At 72.6% G+C, this 18254-nt stretch carries 20 protein-coding genes; 5 read left to right on the top strand and 15 right to left on the bottom strand.

The annotated features are described in order from the left end of the window. Nucleotides 1-38: 38 nt before the first annotated feature. The gene (locus tag ABZ857_RS27810; RefSeq protein ID WP_357048024.1) at nt 39-188 is read left to right on the top strand and encodes a hypothetical protein; all 150 of its coding nucleotides are present in this window, start codon (nt 39-41) and stop codon (nt 186-188) included. Here ABZ857_RS27810 and ABZ857_RS27815 read toward each other — a convergent pair. Beyond that, a complete protein-coding gene (locus ABZ857_RS27815) occupies nt 181-2505 on the bottom strand; it encodes a M28 family peptidase (RefSeq protein WP_357048027.1) in 2325 nt (774 codons plus the stop codon). The genes ABZ857_RS27810 and ABZ857_RS27815 overlap by 8 nt on opposite strands. Here ABZ857_RS27815 and ABZ857_RS27820 point away from each other — a divergent pair. After that, nucleotides 2504-3031: a discoidin domain-containing protein gene (locus ABZ857_RS27820; RefSeq protein WP_357048030.1), complete on the top strand. Its 528-nt coding sequence runs from the start codon at nt 2504-2506 to the stop codon at nt 3029-3031. The two genes, ABZ857_RS27815 and ABZ857_RS27820, sit on opposite strands and share 2 nt — an antisense overlap. On the opposite strand, the gene ABZ857_RS27825 is transcribed toward ABZ857_RS27820, so the two are convergent. The 4 genes from ABZ857_RS27825 to ABZ857_RS27840 all read right to left on the bottom strand — a co-directional run bounded on the left by ABZ857_RS27825 (nt 2976) and on the right by ABZ857_RS27840 (nt 6223). Further along, entirely contained in the window at nt 2976-3290 is a 315-nt protein-coding gene (locus ABZ857_RS27825; RefSeq protein WP_357048033.1) for a hypothetical protein, read from the bottom strand. The two genes, ABZ857_RS27820 and ABZ857_RS27825, sit on opposite strands and share 56 nt — an antisense overlap. Nucleotides 3291-3368: 78 nt before the next feature. Further along, nucleotides 3369-4313, bottom strand: a complete 945-nt coding sequence (locus ABZ857_RS27830) for a sugar kinase (RefSeq protein ID WP_357048036.1) — start codon at nt 4311-4313, stop codon at nt 3369-3371. Continuing rightward, nucleotides 4310-4942 (bottom strand): bifunctional 4-hydroxy-2-oxoglutarate aldolase/2-dehydro-3-deoxy-phosphogluconate aldolase, encoded by a 633-nt coding sequence (locus ABZ857_RS27835; RefSeq protein ID WP_357048039.1) that lies wholly within the window; start codon nt 4940-4942, stop codon nt 4310-4312. The genes ABZ857_RS27830 and ABZ857_RS27835 overlap by 4 nt, the downstream gene beginning before the upstream one ends. Before the next feature lie 84 nt (nt 4943-5026). Further along, nucleotides 5027-6223 carry a transposase gene (locus tag ABZ857_RS27840; RefSeq protein ID WP_357048410.1) on the bottom strand — a complete coding sequence of 399 codons (1197 nt, stop codon included), beginning with the start codon at nt 6221-6223 and terminating at the stop codon, nt 5027-5029. A gap of 254 nt (nt 6224-6477) precedes the next feature. Here ABZ857_RS27840 and ABZ857_RS27845 point away from each other — a divergent pair, with 254 nt between their 5' ends. Beyond that, nucleotides 6478-7344, top strand: coding sequence for a DUF72 domain-containing protein (locus ABZ857_RS27845; RefSeq protein ID WP_357048042.1), 867 nt, complete (start codon nt 6478-6480; stop codon nt 7342-7344). Here ABZ857_RS27845 and ABZ857_RS27850 read toward each other — a convergent pair whose 3' ends face one another. From ABZ857_RS27850 to ABZ857_RS27880, 7 genes are all read right to left on the bottom strand, one after another. Continuing rightward, complete coding sequence (locus ABZ857_RS27850; RefSeq protein ID WP_357048045.1) at nt 7345-8511, bottom strand: methyltransferase; 1167 nt, start codon at nt 8509-8511, stop codon at nt 7345-7347. Between the two features lie 214 nt (nt 8512-8725). Continuing rightward, nucleotides 8726-8992, bottom strand: coding sequence for a hypothetical protein (locus ABZ857_RS27855; RefSeq protein ID WP_357048048.1), 267 nt, complete (start codon nt 8990-8992; stop codon nt 8726-8728). A 3-nt stretch (nt 8993-8995) separates the two neighbouring features. Beyond that, a complete protein-coding gene (locus ABZ857_RS27860; protein ID WP_357048051.1) occupies nt 8996-9937 on the bottom strand; it encodes an ATP-dependent carboxylate-amine ligase in 942 nt (313 codons plus the stop codon). Next, complete coding sequence (locus tag ABZ857_RS27865) at nt 9916-10557, bottom strand: TIGR04500 family putative peptide maturation system protein (protein WP_357048054.1); 642 nt, start codon at nt 10555-10557, stop codon at nt 9916-9918. Before ABZ857_RS27865 ends, ABZ857_RS27860 begins: the two co-directional genes overlap by 22 nt. Before the next feature lie 70 nt (nt 10558-10627). Next, entirely contained in the window at nt 10628-11338 is a 711-nt protein-coding gene (locus ABZ857_RS27870; RefSeq protein ID WP_357048057.1) for a hypothetical protein, read from the bottom strand. Further along, complete coding sequence (locus ABZ857_RS27875; protein ID WP_357048060.1) at nt 11335-11673, bottom strand: PadR family transcriptional regulator; 339 nt, start codon at nt 11671-11673, stop codon at nt 11335-11337. Before ABZ857_RS27875 ends, ABZ857_RS27870 begins: the two co-directional genes overlap by 4 nt. A gap of 31 nt (nt 11674-11704) precedes the next feature. Further along, nucleotides 11705-12439 carry a CPBP family intramembrane glutamic endopeptidase gene (locus tag ABZ857_RS27880; RefSeq protein WP_357048063.1) on the bottom strand — a complete coding sequence of 245 codons (735 nt, stop codon included), beginning with the start codon at nt 12437-12439 and terminating at the stop codon, nt 11705-11707. 220 nt (nt 12440-12659) lie between these two features. Between ABZ857_RS27880 and thrS the strand changes: the two genes are divergently transcribed. Then, on the top strand, nt 12660-13946 hold the full coding sequence (gene thrS, locus ABZ857_RS27885) for a threonine--tRNA ligase (protein WP_357048065.1): 1287 nt from the start codon (nt 12660-12662) through the stop codon (nt 13944-13946). Between the two features lies 1 nt (nt 13947). Here thrS and ABZ857_RS27890 read toward each other — a convergent pair whose 3' ends face one another. Next, nucleotides 13948-15006: an LCP family protein gene (locus tag ABZ857_RS27890; protein ID WP_357048068.1), complete on the bottom strand. Its 1059-nt coding sequence runs from the start codon at nt 15004-15006 to the stop codon at nt 13948-13950. 2 nt (nt 15007-15008) lie between these two features. Further along, nucleotides 15009-15587, bottom strand: coding sequence for a sigma-70 family RNA polymerase sigma factor (locus ABZ857_RS27895; protein WP_357048071.1), 579 nt, complete (start codon nt 15585-15587; stop codon nt 15009-15011). A gap of 478 nt (nt 15588-16065) precedes the next feature. Between ABZ857_RS27895 and ABZ857_RS27900 the strand changes: the two genes are divergently transcribed. Then, nucleotides 16066-16734: a class I SAM-dependent methyltransferase gene (locus tag ABZ857_RS27900; protein ID WP_357048074.1), complete on the top strand. Its 669-nt coding sequence runs from the start codon at nt 16066-16068 to the stop codon at nt 16732-16734. 81 nt (nt 16735-16815) lie between these two features. Here the strand turns inward: ABZ857_RS27900 and ABZ857_RS27905 are convergent, their stop codons facing one another. Next, nucleotides 16816-18072, bottom strand: a complete 1257-nt coding sequence (locus ABZ857_RS27905; protein WP_357048077.1) for an MFS transporter — start codon at nt 18070-18072, stop codon at nt 16816-16818. Nucleotides 18073-18254 lie beyond the last annotated feature (182 nt).

Below are 18254 nucleotides of genomic sequence, written 5' to 3' on the forward strand. Positions count from 1 at the left end.
GGTGGTCCTGGACCGGCTCCGTCGCGAGACTGCCGGGCATGACAAGCCGGCCTTCCACCGCCGATCTCCGCCGCAGGCTCGCGCATGTCCGCGGGACAGCAGGCGGCTCCGGAGCCGGCAAGAGCACCCTCACCCGGGCCCTGGCCGACCGGCATGACGTGCCCACGATGTTCCGGCTCGTCAGATGACGTAGGTCCGGGTGACGGCGAGGAGTTCGCCGTCCTCACGGGTCGAGGCGACCAGCTCCGCAGGCCTCGGCACGAAGCCCGGCACGGCCGCCAGGCCGTCCGTCTCCGCGATCGCGGTGAGGCGGGCCGTCCGCGTGCCCGGGATCCGGACGGTGATCCGGGCGCCCCGGGGCGGAATGCCACGGAAGCGGACCTCACCCGGCCAGGTGCGGGCGCGGGTGCCGGTCACGGCGGCGGTGACCGGTCGCATCCCGCCGGCGACGGCCGTCACCGAGGTGATCGGGTGGTCGACGCGCAGCGTCAGCGAGCGGGCGCCACGACCGGCGGCCACCCGCAGCGTGACGGTGTCTCCGGCCCGCGAGAGCACGGTCACCCGAGGGCCGTCGGCGTCGATCCCCTGGGCCGGACCCGTCCACAGCTCCCCCCGGGCGTAGCCGGGCGGCAGCGCGGTCACGTCGCGGCCGCTCACGTAGCGCCGCGTCCAGGCCGGCGGGTCGACGTCCCCGCTGACCCAGCGGGCCGTGCGCGTGTCCGCGTCCAGCACGTACGCGAGATGGGTCCGCTGGGGGCTCGCGGCGCCGGGCCTGTTCACGTGGAGGCCGAGACCGGTCAGGGTGAGCACGAGCACGGCGCCGATCGACGGCACGGCGACGGCCACGCGGCGGCCCGGCCGGGTCCCGGGCCGTGGCAGCGCCAGATCGGCGATCGGCAGCAGGGTGAGGCAGAAGAGGGCGAACACCAGAGCCGCGGCCCCGCCGAGCGCGAGGCCCATCCCGTCGAAGACGTTCCCGGCCAGCGCGGGCAGCAGCGCCGCGCTCGCGACCGCCCCGAGAGTCACGGCGACGACCTGCCCCGGCCGCGCTCCCGCGGAGTTGGGGAGCAGCACGGCCACGATCCCGCCGATCGCGCAGGCCAGCGCCGGCAGCGTGAACAGGAAGGACGCCCCGGGCGCGACCTGGGCGCAGAGCACTCCCAGCCCGGCGGGCCAGGCCAGCGGGCCGACGGCCGCCCCCACGGGCCCGATCGCGCGGCGCGCCCACAGATACCAGAGCAGCACCGCGAGCATCGCCATGACCACGACGGCGGCCCGGTAGGGCAGCGGACGATGCAGAAGACCTCCCATGGCGTCGTAGGCGGGCCGCCACGTCGCCAGCACGGCCCACAGCCCCTGCGCGAGGGCCACCGCGGCGACGAGCGGCACGATCGAGGACGCGGCGCCGGCGACGACCCGGGGAACGGTGGTGATCCCCCGCCGCCGCGCGAGCAGCGTCAGCACGGCGAGCGCCACGACGGCGGCCACCGCGAGCGGCCAGACCAGCCACGCGGGGTAGGTGACCATGACCCCGAGGATCCGGAAGTACGTCGCGTCGTGGTCCGAGGCGAGCGTGGTCAGGTCGGCCCCGCCGAAGGCGCGGGCCAGCGCGAGCATCGTGGAGCCGTGGTGCTGCAGGCTCCCGTGGTCGAGGTTGGCGATCGAGTCCCCCGCGGTGTGGTATTTCGCGGAGTCCTCGATGTACGCGAAGTTCATGCCGGCGAAGCCCGCCCTGGTCAGGGGGGCGAAGTCGGTGTTGTTCGGCAGGAGCCGGTACAGCTCCGCCATCGAGGAGTCGCCCCGGGGTCGCGGCGCCGCGTCGGCGTACGTGGCGACCAGGCCCGCGTTGTTCCTCGACGTCTCGAACATCAGTGAGGGGCCGCTGACGCCGCGGGCCTCGAAGTTGAGCAGCACCCCGCCCGCGCCCGCCAGGGGGTGCTCCCGGACGAACGCCTCGGCGCCGAGCACGCCGTCCTCCTCGCCGTCGGTGATCAGCAGGACCAGGTCGTTGCGGAGGGCGGCGCCGGTGCGCAGCGCGCGTACGGTCTCCAGCATGGCGGCGACGGCCGCGCCGTCGTCCGACGCGCCGGGCCCCATGGCCGCGGAGTCGTAGTGGGCGGCCAGCAGGAGGGTGCCCGTCGGGTCCGTGCCGGGCAGCGTGGCCACGATGTCGTCCACCGTGCCGAACGTCGCCAGCCCAGTGGACGACCACGCTCCGACGGCCCGGTGGATCTGGACCTTCAAGCCGTCCGCCCGCAGCGTGGTGGCCAGGTAGTCACGGGCGCGGTCACCGGCCGGGCTGCCGAGGGGGCGCGGTTCGGTCGCGAACGTCCGCAGGTGGGCGAGCGCCCGGTCCGCGCTGAACTCCCCGGCGGCGGCCGACGCCGGAAGCGGCTGCATGGTGCTTCCCGACATGGCGGTCAGCATGATCACCGCTGCCAGGACGCCCAGGGCCGCGACCGCCGAGATCATCCGGCGCGGCACGTCGATCAACGCTTCTGTCATGGGTGGGAACGTTAGGTTCGGCCGCCCCGCGCCCGGAATGATGCGCGTTTCCGTTCCCTCCTGCGGTTTTCCGCAGGCCAGGGCTGGGGTCGAGCGCAACCGTACGCAATCGGACTGTTACCTGCGGCTCACCCGCCACGGCGGCCGGATGCTCAAGGGCCAGATCGCGCTCACCTCCGTACGCCCGACCCCGCCCGTGGCCGGCGGCGGCGGCGGGGACACGAACCTCGCGCGAGGGAAGGCGACGGCGGAGAGCGGGCACACGCAGAACTACGCCGGTGGCAACGCGGTGGACGGCGACGCCAACAGCTATTGGGAGAGCCCGAACAACGCGTTCCCGCAGTGGATGCAGGTCGACCTGGGTGCCGCCGCGACGGTTGGGCGGATGGTGTTGAAGCTTCCGCCCGCCACCGCGTGGGAGAGGCGTACGCAGACGTTGTCGGTGCAAACCAGCACGGACAGCTCGTCGTTCACCACGGTCGCCGGTCCTGGCGGTACACGTTCGACCCGGCCGACGGAGGGGTAACCGCCCTTTCCCGTGGCGCGGCGCTTGCGGGCGCATTGAAACGCACGCTCTTGCCCGCCTCGGGGCGGGCCAGCCAGTGGGCCGTGCCGTCCGAGCCGAGGACGGCGACGCCCTCGCCGACGGCCGCGAGCCAGTGCCCGGGGTGGTCCCTGAGCGGGGCCACCGCGCCCAGCGGTTCGCCGCCGGTGCGCAGCAACGGCGTCAGCGCCGCGCCGGGTCCCGCGGGGACCTCGTACAGCGCGCCGTCGAGGATGTCCACGACGACCCACCGGTCCCCGAGCCAGCGGGGCGCCCTCGCCGAGCTCCAGACCGGCGTCCACCAGCATCTCCGGCGATGTCATCGCAGCGTCTCCCCTTCCGGCAGGGCCAGCGCGGGCAGCTCCGCCCGGGTGGGCAGCCCCTCCCAGTCCCCGGCGCAGGCCACACTGGCGGCGCCGAGCAGGGTCGCCCGTTCGAGCCGGCCGTACGCGTCGAGCCCGTCGAGCCGCCCGGACAGATATCCGGCGGTGAACGCGTCGCCCGCGCCGACGACGTCCACCACGGGCACCCGGCGAGCCGGAACGTCGAACGAGGTCCGCGCGTCGTGGTAGCTCGCGCCCGCCGCGCCGCGCTTGACGACGACCTCCTCGACACCGGCGTCCAGCAGGGCCGCCACGCGGTCGCGTTCGCCGTCGCCGTCCGCCACGACATCAAGCTCGTCGTCGGACGCGACCATCACCGTGACGTACGGCAGCAGGGGGCGCAGCGCCCGCACGGCCGCCTCCCGGGACCAGAGCAGGGAGCGGTGGTTGACGTCGAGGCTGACCCAGGCGCCCGCCTCGCAGGCGTGTTGGGCGGCGGCGATGACGGCCTCCAGCGGCGCGGGCCCCAGCGCCGGCGTGATGCCGGTGAGGTGCAGGCCCGTCTGACCCGCCTCGACGGCCGGTCGCGCCTCGTCCCACGACAGCGTCGAGGCGGCCGAGTCCCTGCGGTAGTAGTGCACGCGGGCCCGCCCCCCGGCGGCCACGTCACGCAGCAGCAGGCCGGTCGGGGCGTCCGCGCGCCGCACGACGTGGTCGGTCAGCACGCCCTCGGCCCGCAGCGTGCGCAGGACCAGCTCGCCGGGCTCGTCGTTCCCGAGCGCGCCGGTCCAGCGGGCGGTGTGCCCGAGGCGGGACAGAGCGATGGCGACGTTGGCCTCCGCGCCGGCGATGGACACCCGCGAGTCGCCGCCGAGGCGCAGCGGTCCGGCGCAGCGGACCGTGACCATCGCCTCTCCGATGGTCAGGACGTCGGCCCTCATGGAGCGCCCACCAGGTCGAGCGCCGTCCTCACCCGGTGGCGCAGGTCGTCCAGGTCGCCGCCGCGCGGGGCGTCGCCGAGCAGCGGCGAGCCGAGGCCGACCGCGACGGCCCCGGCCTCCAGATAGTCGCGGACACTGTCCAGGCCGACACCGCCGACCGGCACGAACGGCACGGCCGGGAACGGATCGCGCAGCGCGCGCAGGTAGGAGACCCCTCCGGCGGAGGCGGGGAAGAGCTTGACGGCGGCGGCGCCCCGCGCGGTCGCGGCGATGACCTCGGTGGGGGTCATCGCCCCGGCGAGCACGGGCAGCCCGAGGCGTAGCGCCTCGTCCACTCCCTCGCCCAGACCGGGGGTGACGGCGAACGTCGCGCCCGCGTCCCTGGCCGCGACGGCGTCCCGCGCGGTCAGCACGGTTCCGGCGCCGAGATGCACGCCCGCGCCCAGGGTGGAGACCGCCTTCCGGATGACCGACAGCGCGTCGGCGCCGCTGAGCGAGACCTCCATCAGGGTCACGCCCTCTTCGGCGAGGACGTCGATGCTGCGCAGCGCCGCCTCCGGGTCGTCGCCGCGGACGATGGCCAGCAGGCGCCTGGTCCTGAGGAGGTCGAGCAGATCGTGTGGTTGCACGCCGGTCACCATTCTGCGAAGGAGCGGTCGGGTTGACGCGCTCCCCAACCTGAAGTGAAGGCTGGGGATTCAGCTCGCGCCGCGTCATGCGGCACCTCTGAGGCTTCCTGCTTCGACGGGCTGTGCCACCTGGTGGGGTGGTCTTACCTGCCCTCCACAGGCGTTTAGCCTCTCCGCCCGTCCGGCGGCGAGGATGTTCTTGGCGGCGTTGACGTCCCGGTCGTGGACCGCCCCGCACGCGCAGGTCCACTCGCGCACATTCAGCGGCATCGACTCGGCGAGCGCCCCGCATTCCGAACAGAGCTTGGAGGAGGGGAACCACCGGTCGATCCGGTGGAAGACCCGACCGTACAGGCGGGCTTTGTACTCCAGCATCCCGACGAATGCCGCCCAGCCCGCATCGTGCACGCTCTTGGCCAACCGGGTGCGTGCCAGTCCCTTGACCGCCAGGTCTTCTACGTAGATCGCTTGGTTATCGCGGATCAGCTTCGTGGATTGCCGGTGGTGGAACTCGCGGCGCGCGTCGGCGACCTTCGCGTGCTGGCGGGCAACCTGCTGCCGGGCCTTGACTCGGTTGCGGGACCCCTTGGCCTTGCGGGACAGCGCTCGCTGGAGTCGCTTGAGCTTCTTCTCTGCCCGGCGTAGGAACCGCGGGGAGTCGATCTTCCGCCCGTTCGACAGGGTCGCGAAGGCCGACAAGCCCAGGTCGATTCCTTTCTCGGGCTCGACCGGCGGCAGGGGTTGTCCGGCGATCTCGACCACGAACGAGGCGAAGTACCGCCCGGCCGCGTCCTCGACCACCGTGACCGATGACGGTTCGGCGGGCAGGGCACGCGACCAGCGCACCGGCACATCCCCGATCTTCGGCAGGCGAAGCTTCCCACCCGGTGTGATGGAGAACCGGGCGTTCTTCGTGAAGCGGATCGCCTGCCGGTTGTCCTTGCGGGACCGGAAGCGGGGCGGGGCCACCTTCGGCCCCTTACGTCTGCCGGTGATCGAGTCGAAGAAGTTCCGGTATGCCTTGTTCAGGTCCGCCACCGCCTGCTGCAACACCACAGCCGACACGTCACCCAGCCACGAGCGCTCCGGGGTCTTCTTCGCCTTGGTGATGACGCGCTTGGACAACTCCCCATCCGAGATGAACGGCAACCCGGCGGTGTGGGCGTCCTGCCGTGCGCGCAGCCCGTCGTTGAACACCACCCGCGCGCACCCGAACGCCCGCCCCAGCGCCACACGCTGACCAGCGGTCGGGAAGAGGCGGAAGTTGTACCTGAGCTGCACATCCATGGTTTTACCATCGGTTGATCAGCGAGTATGGAGCGTCAGAACAAGTAGGCGCGGCGTTTTCCGTTCTGCACACTCCCTTGGCTTCGTGACCGGGTTCCGGCACTGGCTCTTCACCGGCGTGTACCTGATCGCCAGTGCGTGGCCATGCTTGTCAGCCTTGCGGTGGCCCAACCCCGGGCCTTGTGGACAACGACGGAATCGTCTACCACATTCGGAACCTGTCGTGCGCCTTGGATAGCGTCGGGGCCATGCGGCTTCATGTGGGATGCGCGATGTGGACGCACGCGCCGTGGCAGGGGCGTCTCCTGCCGCACCCGCTTCCTCCGGGGGAGCGGCTGCGGGCCTACGCCACCTGGTGCAACGCGGTCGAGGGCAACACGACGTTCTACGCGACGCCCTCGCAGAGCACGGTCGAGTCCTGGGCGCGGCAGACGGACCCCGGCTTCCGCTTCGTGGTCAAGCTGCCCAAGCCGATCACGCACGAGCGCCGCCTGACCGGGCCCGACGACGACCTGCGCGCCTTCCTCGACGCGATCGAGCCGCTGGGTTCGCGGGCCCACGCGCTGTGGATCCAGCTCCCGGGCTCGTTCGGCCCGGCGGACGTCGGCGTGCTCGCGGCCTTCCTCGGCCGCCTTCCCCGCGACCACCGCTACGCCGTCGAGGTCCGGCACCGCGCGTTCTTCGACGACCCCCGGGCCGCGCGGCTCCTGGAGCGGGTGCTGACCGGGGCCGGCGCAGAGTGGGTGCCGTTCGACACGACGGTGCTGTTCCGCAGCCCGCCGACCAGCGACGCCGAACGGGACGCCTGGTCGAAGAAGCCGCGGGTGCCGCTGCGGACGGTCGCCCTCACCGACCGCCCGATCGTCCGCTACATCGGCCGTGACGACCCGCAGCGTACGGCCGAGGGCTGGCGGCACTGGGTGGACGCGGTCGCCGGGTGGCTGCGTGAGGGCCGCTCGCCGACGGTGTTCGTCCACACCCCCGACAACGCCGACGCGCTGACGCTCGCCCGCCGGTTCCACGACGACGTACGCGCCGAGGTGCCCGGCGTGGAACCGCTCCCCGAGCCCATGTCCAAGGAGGCGCTGCCGAACGAGCCGCTCACCCTGTTCTGATCACCGCTTGACGGCACGGAGCACGACGAACTTCGGGTCGCTCGCGACGACCTCGCAGTTGCCGAAGAGCCGGCGCAGCTTCACGTGGTAGCCGAGGTGGCGGTTGCCCACCACCCACAGCTCGCCGCCCCGCCGCAGTGCGGCACGCGAGCCGTTGAACATGCGCCAGGCGGTGGCGTCGGTCCTGCCCCGGTGGCTGTGGAACGGCGGGTTGTTCAGCACCAGGTCGGCCGTGCCCGGCGGGAAGCCCGCAAGGCCGTCGGCCGCCACGAACCTGGCGGTGGCGCCCGCCCCGGCGTTCGCCAGGAACGTGGCCTCCGCCGAGGCCAGCGCCTGGTAGGACTCGTCGATGAAGGTCACCTCGGCCTCGCCGTTGGACAGCGCGGCGGCGAGCCCGACCACCCCGTTGCCGCAGCCGAGGTCGACCACGTGCTCGGGACCCGTACGCACGGGCAGGCTGCGCAGCAGGAGGCGGGTGCCGGCGTCGAGACGCTCGGCGGAGAAGACGCCGGCGTGGTCGACGACGGTCAGGCCGGAGACCACGCCGATGCCGGCGGGCAGGGCGTAGCTCCGCGGCCACGGATCGGCCCCGCCAGGCAGGCCGGGATCGGGCGAGCAGAAGATCAGCCGCGCCTTCTTCACCGCCAGCGAGGTCCGGGTCGGCCCGAGGACGCGCTCGAACAGCTTCAGCGTCGACGTGTGGATCTCGGTGACCATCCCAGCGCCGACGACCACCGTGCCCTCGTGCACGTGCGGGGCGAGGCGGTGCAACTGGTCCTCCAGGAGGGCGAGGCTCTTGGGCACCCGCACCAGCAGCACGTCGATCCGGTCCGGCGGCGCGTCCCTGGTCGTGCGCAGCCGTACGGCGTCCGCGTCGAGACCGTTGCGCTGCAGGTTGGCGCGGGTGGCCTGCTGTCCGAGGAAGGAGTCGCTGATCTGCACGGGCCGGTGGACGTTACCGTGGGCGGCGAGCGCGGCGGCGAGGGCGCCCCACCGGTCGCCCAGCACGACCAGGCTCCCCGACAGGTCCACCGGCCCGCCCTCGCGCTCGTCGAGGTGGCGCAGCAGGTATTCGTCGGCCGCGTCCCACGCGCGGAGCGGGTCGCGGGGGTCCTCGGGGAAGCGGGCGAGGTCGAACTCACCCCGCGCCGTCGTCATACGGTCCATCGCGCCTCAGGCTAGTGCCCACGATCTACCGCTGGGACCCCGCCAGGTGCGGACGGACGGCCGGTGCCCGCCACCGCACAGGCCCACCGCGCAGGCCCACCGCGCCGCTTGACCTGGTGGGCGAGGACTGTTTTCTGAGAAGCTTATACGTGCGCCCGGGCCGCTTACCCCGGCCCGGGCGCGTCAGCGGTCTGCGGCAGCTAGTGCCACAGGATCAGGGGTAGAAGAAGGAGCCGCCGTACTCGTAGGCCATCAGGCCCGACTCCACGAGGTTGTCGTACTGCCAATAGGACCAGTCCACCGTCCCATACAACTCGTTTGGCGGCATCCCGCCCTGCACTGCGACGAGAGCGCTCTCGTCCAGCTCGGCGCCGGCGACGTCGAGTTCGCCGAATGTGGTCTTGCGCATCATCACCTCCAGATCATCTCTGCGGACGATCGCATCGTCGTCGGCGTCGCTTGGATCCCACTTGTGGATCAATGGTCATCCCGCGACGAGAAGGTCGGCCAGGGCGTCGCTGATGGGCAGCCCGGTGGCGCGTTCCAGCCACAGCCACTGTCCGCTCGTGTTGATCTCCAGGAAGACGTGACGCCCGTCGGGGGTCAGGATGAGGTCGATCCCGCCGAAGCTCACCCCGAGCCGCCTGGTGAACTTCAGGCACCGCTCGGCCACCTCGCCGGGCAGCTCGCAGGGGGAGAGCTGGCGGGCCTTGCGGTCGTGCCGCCGCCAGTCGAAGCGGGTGCGGTTGGAGGCTTGTGAGTCGATGGCCACCGCGAACAGCCGCTCGCCGACGACGGTGACGCGGATCTCCTGCCGCTTGGGCACGTACTCCTGCACGATCACCGGTGCGTACGGCAGGCCGCCCGCGTGCAGCACGTCCCGCGTCGAGACCTGCTGCGTGGGCCGTGACAGCCCGGCCACCTGCGGCGCGTAGAGGGCCTTGTAGATCACCTGCCCGTCGTGCCTGCCGTAGAAGTCGAGCAGGTCGTCGGGGTCGTTGGTCACGAGCGTGTCCGGCACGTCGAAGCCCACCCGCTTGGCGACGGCGAGCTGGTACGGCTTGCGCTCGGCCCGCCGCAGTAGCGTGAACGGCGCGGGAACCGAGCGGCACTCCAGGCTGTCCCAGAGCGAGTCGGCGAACATCTCCGACTCGCGCAGCAGATGCCGCCGCACCTGCGGGTCGGTGATCGCCGGGTCGAGCTGGTGCGGCTCCCAGCGGCGGAACCAGGCCGAGGTGAGCCCGCCGAGCTCGATCTCCCCGATCCGGTGCTGGGTGGCGGTGAGCGAGGCGGGGAAGTCGGAGGTGCGCAGGAAGCGCGGCCGCGCGCCTCGCCGTCGCAGGAGAGTCGCGATGTGGGTGGCGTGGTTGTCGCCGCCCAGGGTGACCACGAGCACCTCCCGGTTCACGCGGGTCCCCAGAACCACTCGACCTTGGCGGTGCGCCGCCGTTCTCGCAGGTGCTCCTCCAGGCCGGGCACACGGGCGCGCAGCCGGGCCAGGGCCGCCTGCTCGGCGACGATCTCCTCCAGCGCCTCGTGGCTGAGCCCGCGCTCGGCCATCCATGCCTCGGTCGCTTCCGGGGTGAGCAGGCCACGGGCGCGGCGGAAGGCGTCCATGGCCGCCTGCAACGCGGTCGCGTCGAGCTCGGCAGGCTGCTCCTCCAGCAGGCCGCGCAGCAGCGCCGACTCGACGATGCGGTCCATGAGCGGCCGCTCCTGCCACAGAAAGTCGAGGAGCGCCACGGCCTGATCCACCCGCACGTCCATGCCGTCCACCCGGCACAGGACGTTCTCGGAGACCCGGTGCAGGCCGCGCAGCGGCCACGGCAGCTCCTGCCCCGCCGTACGCGACAGGGAGACGGTCTCACCGTCGGGCGTGCGGGCGAGCAGGTCGTAGTGGAGCGAGCCGTCGTACTCCTCGCGCTGCCACAGCAGGCGGAAGACGACGTCGGGGAAGCGGGCGCGCAGGTCGTCCAGGCGCTCGCGGGCCTGGGCGGGTTCGACCCCGTCCAGGCCCCTCAGGAACTCCAGTGTCTCGGTCAGCATGGGAGGCATGCTGCCGCCCAGGCCTTGCGTGCCGGTGGGGCCTGGCTTGGACCTCTAGGCCCGCCACTGGCTAGTCGCGGCGGCGGGCCGTCCACAGCCACATCGCCGCCAGGGCGGCGATCGCGACGCAGCCTCCGACGGCCATGCCGGCGAAGAAGCCCGGCCCGTCGCCGTCCGACGACCCCCACAGGATCCCGGGCGTGACCAGGGCGAGCAGGAGGACCGCCAGCAGCAGATAGAACCTCCGGCTGAAGAAGACGCTGCGGCCGGGGGCCGCGGGCGGGGAGTCGAGCTGCGCGGCCGGTCCCACGCTGGCGGCCCTGGGCCGTTTGAAGTATTCGAAGCAGATCCAGGTGCCGCAGGGCTCCCAGCCGTCGGGCGCCAGCCGCGCGGCCAGGGCACGGCCCCCGCCCGGTGTCACCGGTTCCCTGCGATACTCCCACCGCTGCGGCCGTTCCGGGTCGCGGTGGCTGACGAACCTGCCGAGGTGGTCGACCCGGTCGACCTCCCAGCCCTGGTCGCCGAGCCGGGCCAGCGTCTGCCGGTCGGCGAAGATGTCCGCGGTCCACCGCCACTCGGTCGCGTCCGCCGCGTCCGTCTCGGGCGTGTGCGCCGCCAGCAGCTGCCCGGCGAACTCGCCGACCGGCCCGAACTCATCCTCCGCGTCCGCGCCGGTCTCCGCGACGTACGCGGCGAGGTCGGCGACGGTGGCCTCGACCTGCGCCGCGGGCACGCCGCCCGCGCGCAGCAGGGCGCCGAGCTCGTCGAGGTAGCCGCTCATTTCAGCCCTCCCGACGCCAGCACCGTTCGTACGGACTCGTCGAACGCCAGCCACAGGCGGCCCTGTTCGGCCAGCGTCCGCCGGCCCTGGTCGGTCAGCCGGTAGTAGCGCCGGCCCGGCCCACGCTCGGTCACCCGGAACTCGGCGGACACCAGACCCGCCTCCTCCAGCCGGTTGAGCACGGGATAGAGCGTGCCGCCCCGGATCTGGCCGAGCCCGGAGCCGGCGAGCATCTTGGCGATCTCGTAGCCGTAGTTCTCGCCCTCGGTCAGGCTGGCCAGCACCAGCAGGTCGAGGACGCCCTTGAGCCAGCTCGCGCGGCGGTCGGTCGCCATATGCCTCATCCTCGCACGGTAGGAGTACTACCTAGGCCGCTTCGCCGACCGTCTTGCCGGCGGGCGCCGGCATGAGCACGAGGCCACGGACGTCGATCAGGACGTGCGCCACGATCGGCAGCAGCAGGCTGCCGGTGGACAGGTACACGCTGGTGAGCCAGAGGCCGAGGAGGGTCACCACGATCATGCCCTTCCAGCCCTGGTAGAAGTGGCCCGCGACGAAGACCGCCAGAGCCAGGGCAGCCGCCGCGGCGGTGCTGAGGCCCAGCACGCCGACGCCGAGCGCGATGAGCAGGCCGCGGTAGACGATCTCCTCGCAGACACCCGCGGTCACCGCCATGGCGAGGCCGTGCCACCGCTCGGCGGCAGTGCGCGGCAGCAGTTCCGTCACGGCCGACTGGCCGGGTACGGCACGGCCCGAGCGGGCGAGGCGGCGGAGCAGCAGTGTGCCGATCACGATGGCGCAGGTCATGCCGACGACCGCTCCGGCGACCTGGTCCAGGTGGCCCGGCATCGCGAATCCCAGGTCCGCCGGGTCGAGCCCTGGCGACAGCACCAGGATCAGCGCCGTGACGCCGACCCAGATCCACTCCTCGGCGATCCACAGCCGGTACGCGTGCACCAGCGCCCGGGGGTCGTGGGCGCGGCGTCGCGCCAGCCGGTCGTACTGGCGCTTGCCCAGCCAGGGAGCGACGAAGGCCAGATAGGCCGTCAGCGCGACCGTCAGGAGCAGGCCCGGGGTCGAGAAGCTCGCAGTGATGCTCATGGATTGCCGTCCTTCTTACCTGTGTTGGCGATTTAGACGATAAAGCGAGCTAGTTAGGATTGCAACCTAGGTAGCGAGCACCGGGTTCCTGCCGCGAAATCCGCTCGGAGACGATCACTGGCTGTGCTAGCGTTCGCGGCATGATGCGCGCCTGCCTGACGACGACGCCGGAGACCGTCCCGGCGCGCTGACACGTACTTTCGACGAAGCCCCGGGGCGAGTGCCCCGGGGCTTCGTCGTCCGGTCACTCGCCTCGCCGCAGACGAAACGCGAGGAGACCGCGATGCACGACCACCGCAAGCTGGGCCGCGAGCTCGGCCTGTTCGACACCGACCCGCTGATCGGCTCCGGGCTGCCCTACTGGCTGCCCGACGGCGCGGTCATCCGGCACACCCTGGAGGAGTACATCCGCGACGCCGAACGGCGGGCGGGCTACCGGCACGTGTACTCCCCCGTGCTGGGCAAACGGGAGCTCTACGAGATCTCGGGGCACTGGTCGCACTACAGCGACGACATGTTCCCGCCGATGGACCTCGGGGGAGAGCAGGTCGTGCTGCGGCCGAGCCTGTGCCCCCACCACGCGTTGATCTACCGCTCGCGCTCGCACAGCTACCGCGAGCTGCCGCTGCGCGTCGCCGAGCTGGGCGGCATGTACCGCTCCGAGCTGTCGGGCGTGCTCGGCGGGCTCACCCGCGTGCGGGCGATCCAGCTCAACGACGCGCACATCTTCTGCACCCTCGACCAGGTCGCCGCCGAGGCGGCCGGGGCCCTGGAGATGATCAGGCGCGCGTACGACGTGCTCGGCATCCGCCCGGTCCGCTACCGGCTCTCCCTGCCGGGGGCCGGCGGGAAGTACGTGGCCGCCCCCGAGATGTGGCGGCGGGCGACCGCCATGCTGACAGACGTCCTCGACCGCTCCGGCCTGGCGTACGAGGCCGTCGAGGGCGAGGCGGCGTTCTACGGCCCGAAGATCGACGTGCAGATCGCCGACGGCGCCGGGCGTGAGGCCACGCTGTCCACCGTGCAGGTCGACTTCCACCAGCCCGAACAGTTCGACCTGCACTACATCGGCCAGGACGGCGCGAGGCACCGGCCGGTCATGGTCCACCGCAGCATCATCGGCAGCGTGGAGCGGGCCGTGGCGCACCTCATCGAGGTGTACGGCGGCGCCTTCCCCGCCTGGCTCGCCCCCACCCAGGTGGTGGTCCTGCCGGTGACCGAGGCCGAGCTGCCCCCGGCCGAGGCGCTCGTACGGCGCTGCGCCGAGCTGGGCCTGCGGGCGGAGGTCGCCGGGCACGAGCACGGCAGCCTGGGCGCCCGGGTCCGGGCCGCCCGGCTGGTGCCCTACCAGGCGGTGATCGGCGCGAGGGAGGCCGCAGGCGACGAGGTCGCGCTGCGCCTGCGCGACGGCCGCGCCCTGGAGGCGATGCCCGCCGCCGAGGCACTGGCCCGCATCGGCGCTCTCGTCGAGGCACGTGCCGCCGCCCTGTGGGAGCCCGCGTCGTGACTCAGCTTTCGGCGAGCCGTGCGAACAGGCGGGCGGCGTCCGGCTGCTCCCACTCGACGCGGTTCGGATCCTTCGTGTAGGGCCGCCACGGCACGGTCACGAACGTGACCCGGGTGCCGGCCTGCCGCACGTCCAGAGCCAGATCGAGCATGGTGTCCAGATCCAGCCCCGCGTCCGTGGTGACCGACGTCGCGGCCACGCGGACGAGGCGGGTCAGGGCGGCGGGATCGTCGAGACGGGAGACCTTCTTCAGCAACGCCTGAATGAGGGCCTGGTTGCGCCTGACGCGGGCGATGTCGGAGCCGTCGCCGAGCGCGAACCGCAGGCGCGCGTACGCCACCGCGGTCCTGCCGTCGAGGACGGATCGGCCGGCGGGCAGCTTCAGCTTCGCCTTGGGGTCGTTCACCGCTTGAGGGAGGGTGACCTCGACGCCGCCGAGCGCGTCGACCAGCTTCTCCAATCCGTCATAACGGATGGCGACTGCGTGGTCGACGCGCACGCCCGTGGTGCTCTCCACCGTCTTCCACGCGCAGGTCAGGCCGCCGATCGCGTACGCCTGGTTGATCATGTCCTGATGTGCGGCGACGGTCCGGCCGTCGGCTGACCGGCACTGCGGGATCCGGACCACGGAGTCTCGGGGCAGGCTGACGGCCGTCGCCCGCTTGCGGTCGGCGGACAGCCGCAGGAGGACCATCAGATCGCTGCGCTCGCCCAGGTCGCCGACCCTCGCGGACGTCGGGCGCCGATCGGAGCCGAGGAGCAGCACGGTCAGGGCCTCGCCTGTCTTGGGCGGACGGTCCCCCGTGGGCGGCGCCACGGTCTGCGCGCCGGTGGTCCCGCGCAGCAGCACGGTCGGCACCACGACGAGCGCGGCGGTGACCACCGCGACCGCCGCCAGGGCGATCCACCCCGCCCGGCGGCCGCCGGTCCACAGCGTGAGGCGCCGGCGGCGCCCGCCCGCCGCCTCGTCCAGCAGGCGGCGCCGCTGGCGCGCGAGGTCGGCCGGGGGCTCGTGCTCGAGACCGCGGCCGAGGTCGCGGAGCATCGTCAGGTCGTCCATGCTTACTCCTCGTCGCGCAGCGGGTTGGTGTGGCCGAGCGCCTCGCGCACCTTGCGGCGGGCCCGGTTCAGGCGTGAGCGCACGGTGCCCACGGGGATGCCGAGGGCCTGCGCCGCCTCGTCGTACGACAGGTCGGCCCAGGCGATGAGCAGCAGGACGTCGCGGTCGCCCTTGGACAGGCGCGCGAGCGCGGCGGCCAGCAGCGGCCGGACGGCCGTCGCGCTCACGCCGTCCTCGACTCGTTCGGCGTACGGCTCCGCGACGTCGTCGTAGGGGCTGCGCGTGAGCGCCCGGTAGCGGGCGGCCTCGTCGCGGTGGTGCCGGGAGAGGAGCTTGCTGACGATGCCGAACAGCCAGGGACGGGCGTCTGGGCGGGTGAGGTCGTAGCGGTCCCGGCGCCGGAACGCGACCAGGAACGTCTCGCCCACCAGGTCTTCGGCGACCTCCGGACCGAGGCGGCGGGACACGTAGCGGTAGAGCATCGACGCGTAGCGGTCGAACAGCGCCGCGAACGCCTCGGGCCGCGCCCTGGACTCGGCGATCAGGTCCGAGTCCAGGCGTGGGGTGGCAAGGGGGATCATCAACGACACCATGGCATCGAGCCGGCCTAACCCTTCCGGGATCTGACAGCCATATCTCGCCACTTGTCCCTGTTCGGGTTCACGGCATGGACACGCCATACTCGCCGACGTATAGTCGCTCACGAGTATCAGGATGGGTGAGCACAATGGCCGGACGGCGGAAGGTGAGCGATCTTCTGGGCCTGGCCGTGCTCGCACCTGTTGGAGGAGGGCATCGCCGCCCGGCCGATGTGGCAGGCCTGGCACGAGTCCGGGCAGATGCCGCCCGAGGCGGCCGAACTCGCGGAAAGGGGCCTCACAACGGACTGAACTCGTCAGGACGGACCCCGGCCAAGGTGCGGGAACACCTGGCCGGAGCCCGTGACCCTCGAACCGAAACCCGCGGGCGGAATCCGGTCGGAAGGTGGCAACCGCAAGGATAGCCGGGCTTCCTCCACGGGCCGGTTCGGACACGCGTGATCCGAAACCGGAGGAGAGCATGGAGAAAATCAGGCAAAACCAGGCGCCCGGCATGGAGGGTGCGATGGCCCGGTGGTACGCGCGGCAGCGCGCCTCGGCGCCCCAGATCGCCGCCGTACGGCGGTACGCGGCGCAGGTCACCGCCGACCTGCCGGCCGAGGCGGCCGTCCTGGAGGTGGCTCCCGGGCCCGGTTACCTGGCCGTCGAGATGGCCCGGCTCGGCTGTGCGATGTCCGCGATCGACCTCAGCCGCACATTTGTGGAGATCACCGCGGAGAACGCCGCCCGGGAGGGGGTGCGCGTCGACGTGCGGCAGGGCGACGCCGCCGACCTCCCCTATCCCGACGGCTCGTTCGACCTGATCGTCTGTCAGGCCGCGTTCAAGAACTTCGGGCGGCCCGTCCGCGTGCTGGACGAGATGCACCGGGTGCTGCGTCCCGGCGGCACGGCGATCGTCCATGACATGAGCCGGGAGGCGTCCCGGGCCGCCATCGACGAGGAGGTCAGGGGGATGGGGCTCACGCCGCTGAACTCCTTCCTGACCAAGGTGCCGCTGCTGGCGCTGCGACGCCGCGCCTACTCCCGGAAGGTGTTCGCCCGCCTCGCCGCCGAGAGCGCGTTCGGAACCTGTGAGATCCGTGCGGAGGGGATCAGCATCGAGGTCCGGCTGACCAAGCGGGCCCGGTAGGTGTCAACCGGCCCGGGGTGCGGCGTTCCGGCCCGCCCCGGGCCCTGGTCACACGTAAGAGGCCGCGTCCGATGTCTCGTTTCAGGACGCGGCCGGTACGCCCGAGGGCTTCTCCTCGACGACCCGCAGCCCGCGTACGCCGGGGGCCAGCAGCGCGGCCAGCGTGACCAGGATGATGACCGCCCCGCAGGCGACCAGCGCCGGCCGCGGTCCCACCGCGATGGCCACCGGTCCGGCCAGCAGCAGGCCGAGCGGCCCGAACATCAGCGACCCGAGCGCGTCGTAGGAGCTCACCCGTGACAGCGACTCGGCCGGGATCTCGCGCTGCATGGTGGTCTGCCACAGCACGCCGAAGATGTCGAAGCACACGCCCATCACGAACGCCCCGCCCACGACCGTCCACAGCGGTGCGCTCAGGCCGAGCAGCACGTACGGCGCGGCGGTGGGCAGCGTGAGGAGCGTGGCGACCAGGATGGGCCGCCGGGGCCGCAGGCGCAGCGTGACGACCACTCCCACGATCATGCCGACGGCCTCGCCCGCGAGGACGGCCGACCAGGCGGGCGCCCCGCCCAGCGACTGCTTGGCCACCAGCGGCCCGAGCACGCCGTGGGCGGCCTGCAGCGCCATGACCAGGATCGAGAACTGGGCGACGACCACCCACAGCCACTGCCGGGAGACGAACTCGCGCCAGCCGTCCCGCAGTTCGGCCAGCACCGAGTGCCCGCCGCCGGCCGCCCGCTCGGCCGGCGTGAGGCGCAGCAGTGCGATCAGCACGGCGGCCACGGCGAACATCGCCCCGCTGGCCGTCAGCGCCCATCCGCCTCCCAGCAGGACCACGGCCGCGCCGCTCAGCACGAGGCCGGCGACGCGGGAGATGTTCTGTCCCAGTCCCAGCAGCGCGTTGGCGGTCTGCAGCCGGTCGGCGGGCACCACGTCCGGGATGATCCCGGTCAGGGCGGGGAACAGGACCGCGGCGGCGATGCCGCTCACCGCGCTCGCGGTCACGAGGGCGGGCAGCGGAGTCCAGCCGGTGAGCATCATCGCGGCCAGAGAGAAGTACGCCGCCGCGTTGAGCGTCTCCCCCGCCATCATGACCCGGTGGCGCGGCAGCCGGTCGGCGATCACGCCGCCGACGAGCATGAACAGCACCATCGGCAGCGCCTCGGCGGTGAGCACGGCGGACAGCGTCGTGGCGGTGGCGCCGGGGAGGCCGAGCACGCCGAAGGCGAGGGCCACCGGGGCGAAGGCGGTGCCGAGTACGGAGATCGTCCGGGCCGCCAGCAGCAGGGCGAACCGCCGATCCCTGAGCAGGCCGAGATCACGGCGGAGGCCAGGCATGAGAACAACTCCGGAGGATGTGGGACATGGGGAAGGGGGCGACGTTCCATCGTGCCGTCCCCGCCCGCGCCCGTCACCTGATTTACGGCCGCACGGGATTCGACGGGAGGAGCGGACCGGACCTTCCGACCGGACCTTCCGACCGGACCTTCCGACCGGCGCGGTGACGTCTCCTACGACGG

The organism is Microbispora sp. NPDC046933, assembly GCF_040644635.1.
GTDB lineage: Bacteria > Actinomycetota > Actinomycetes > Streptosporangiales > Streptosporangiaceae > Microbispora.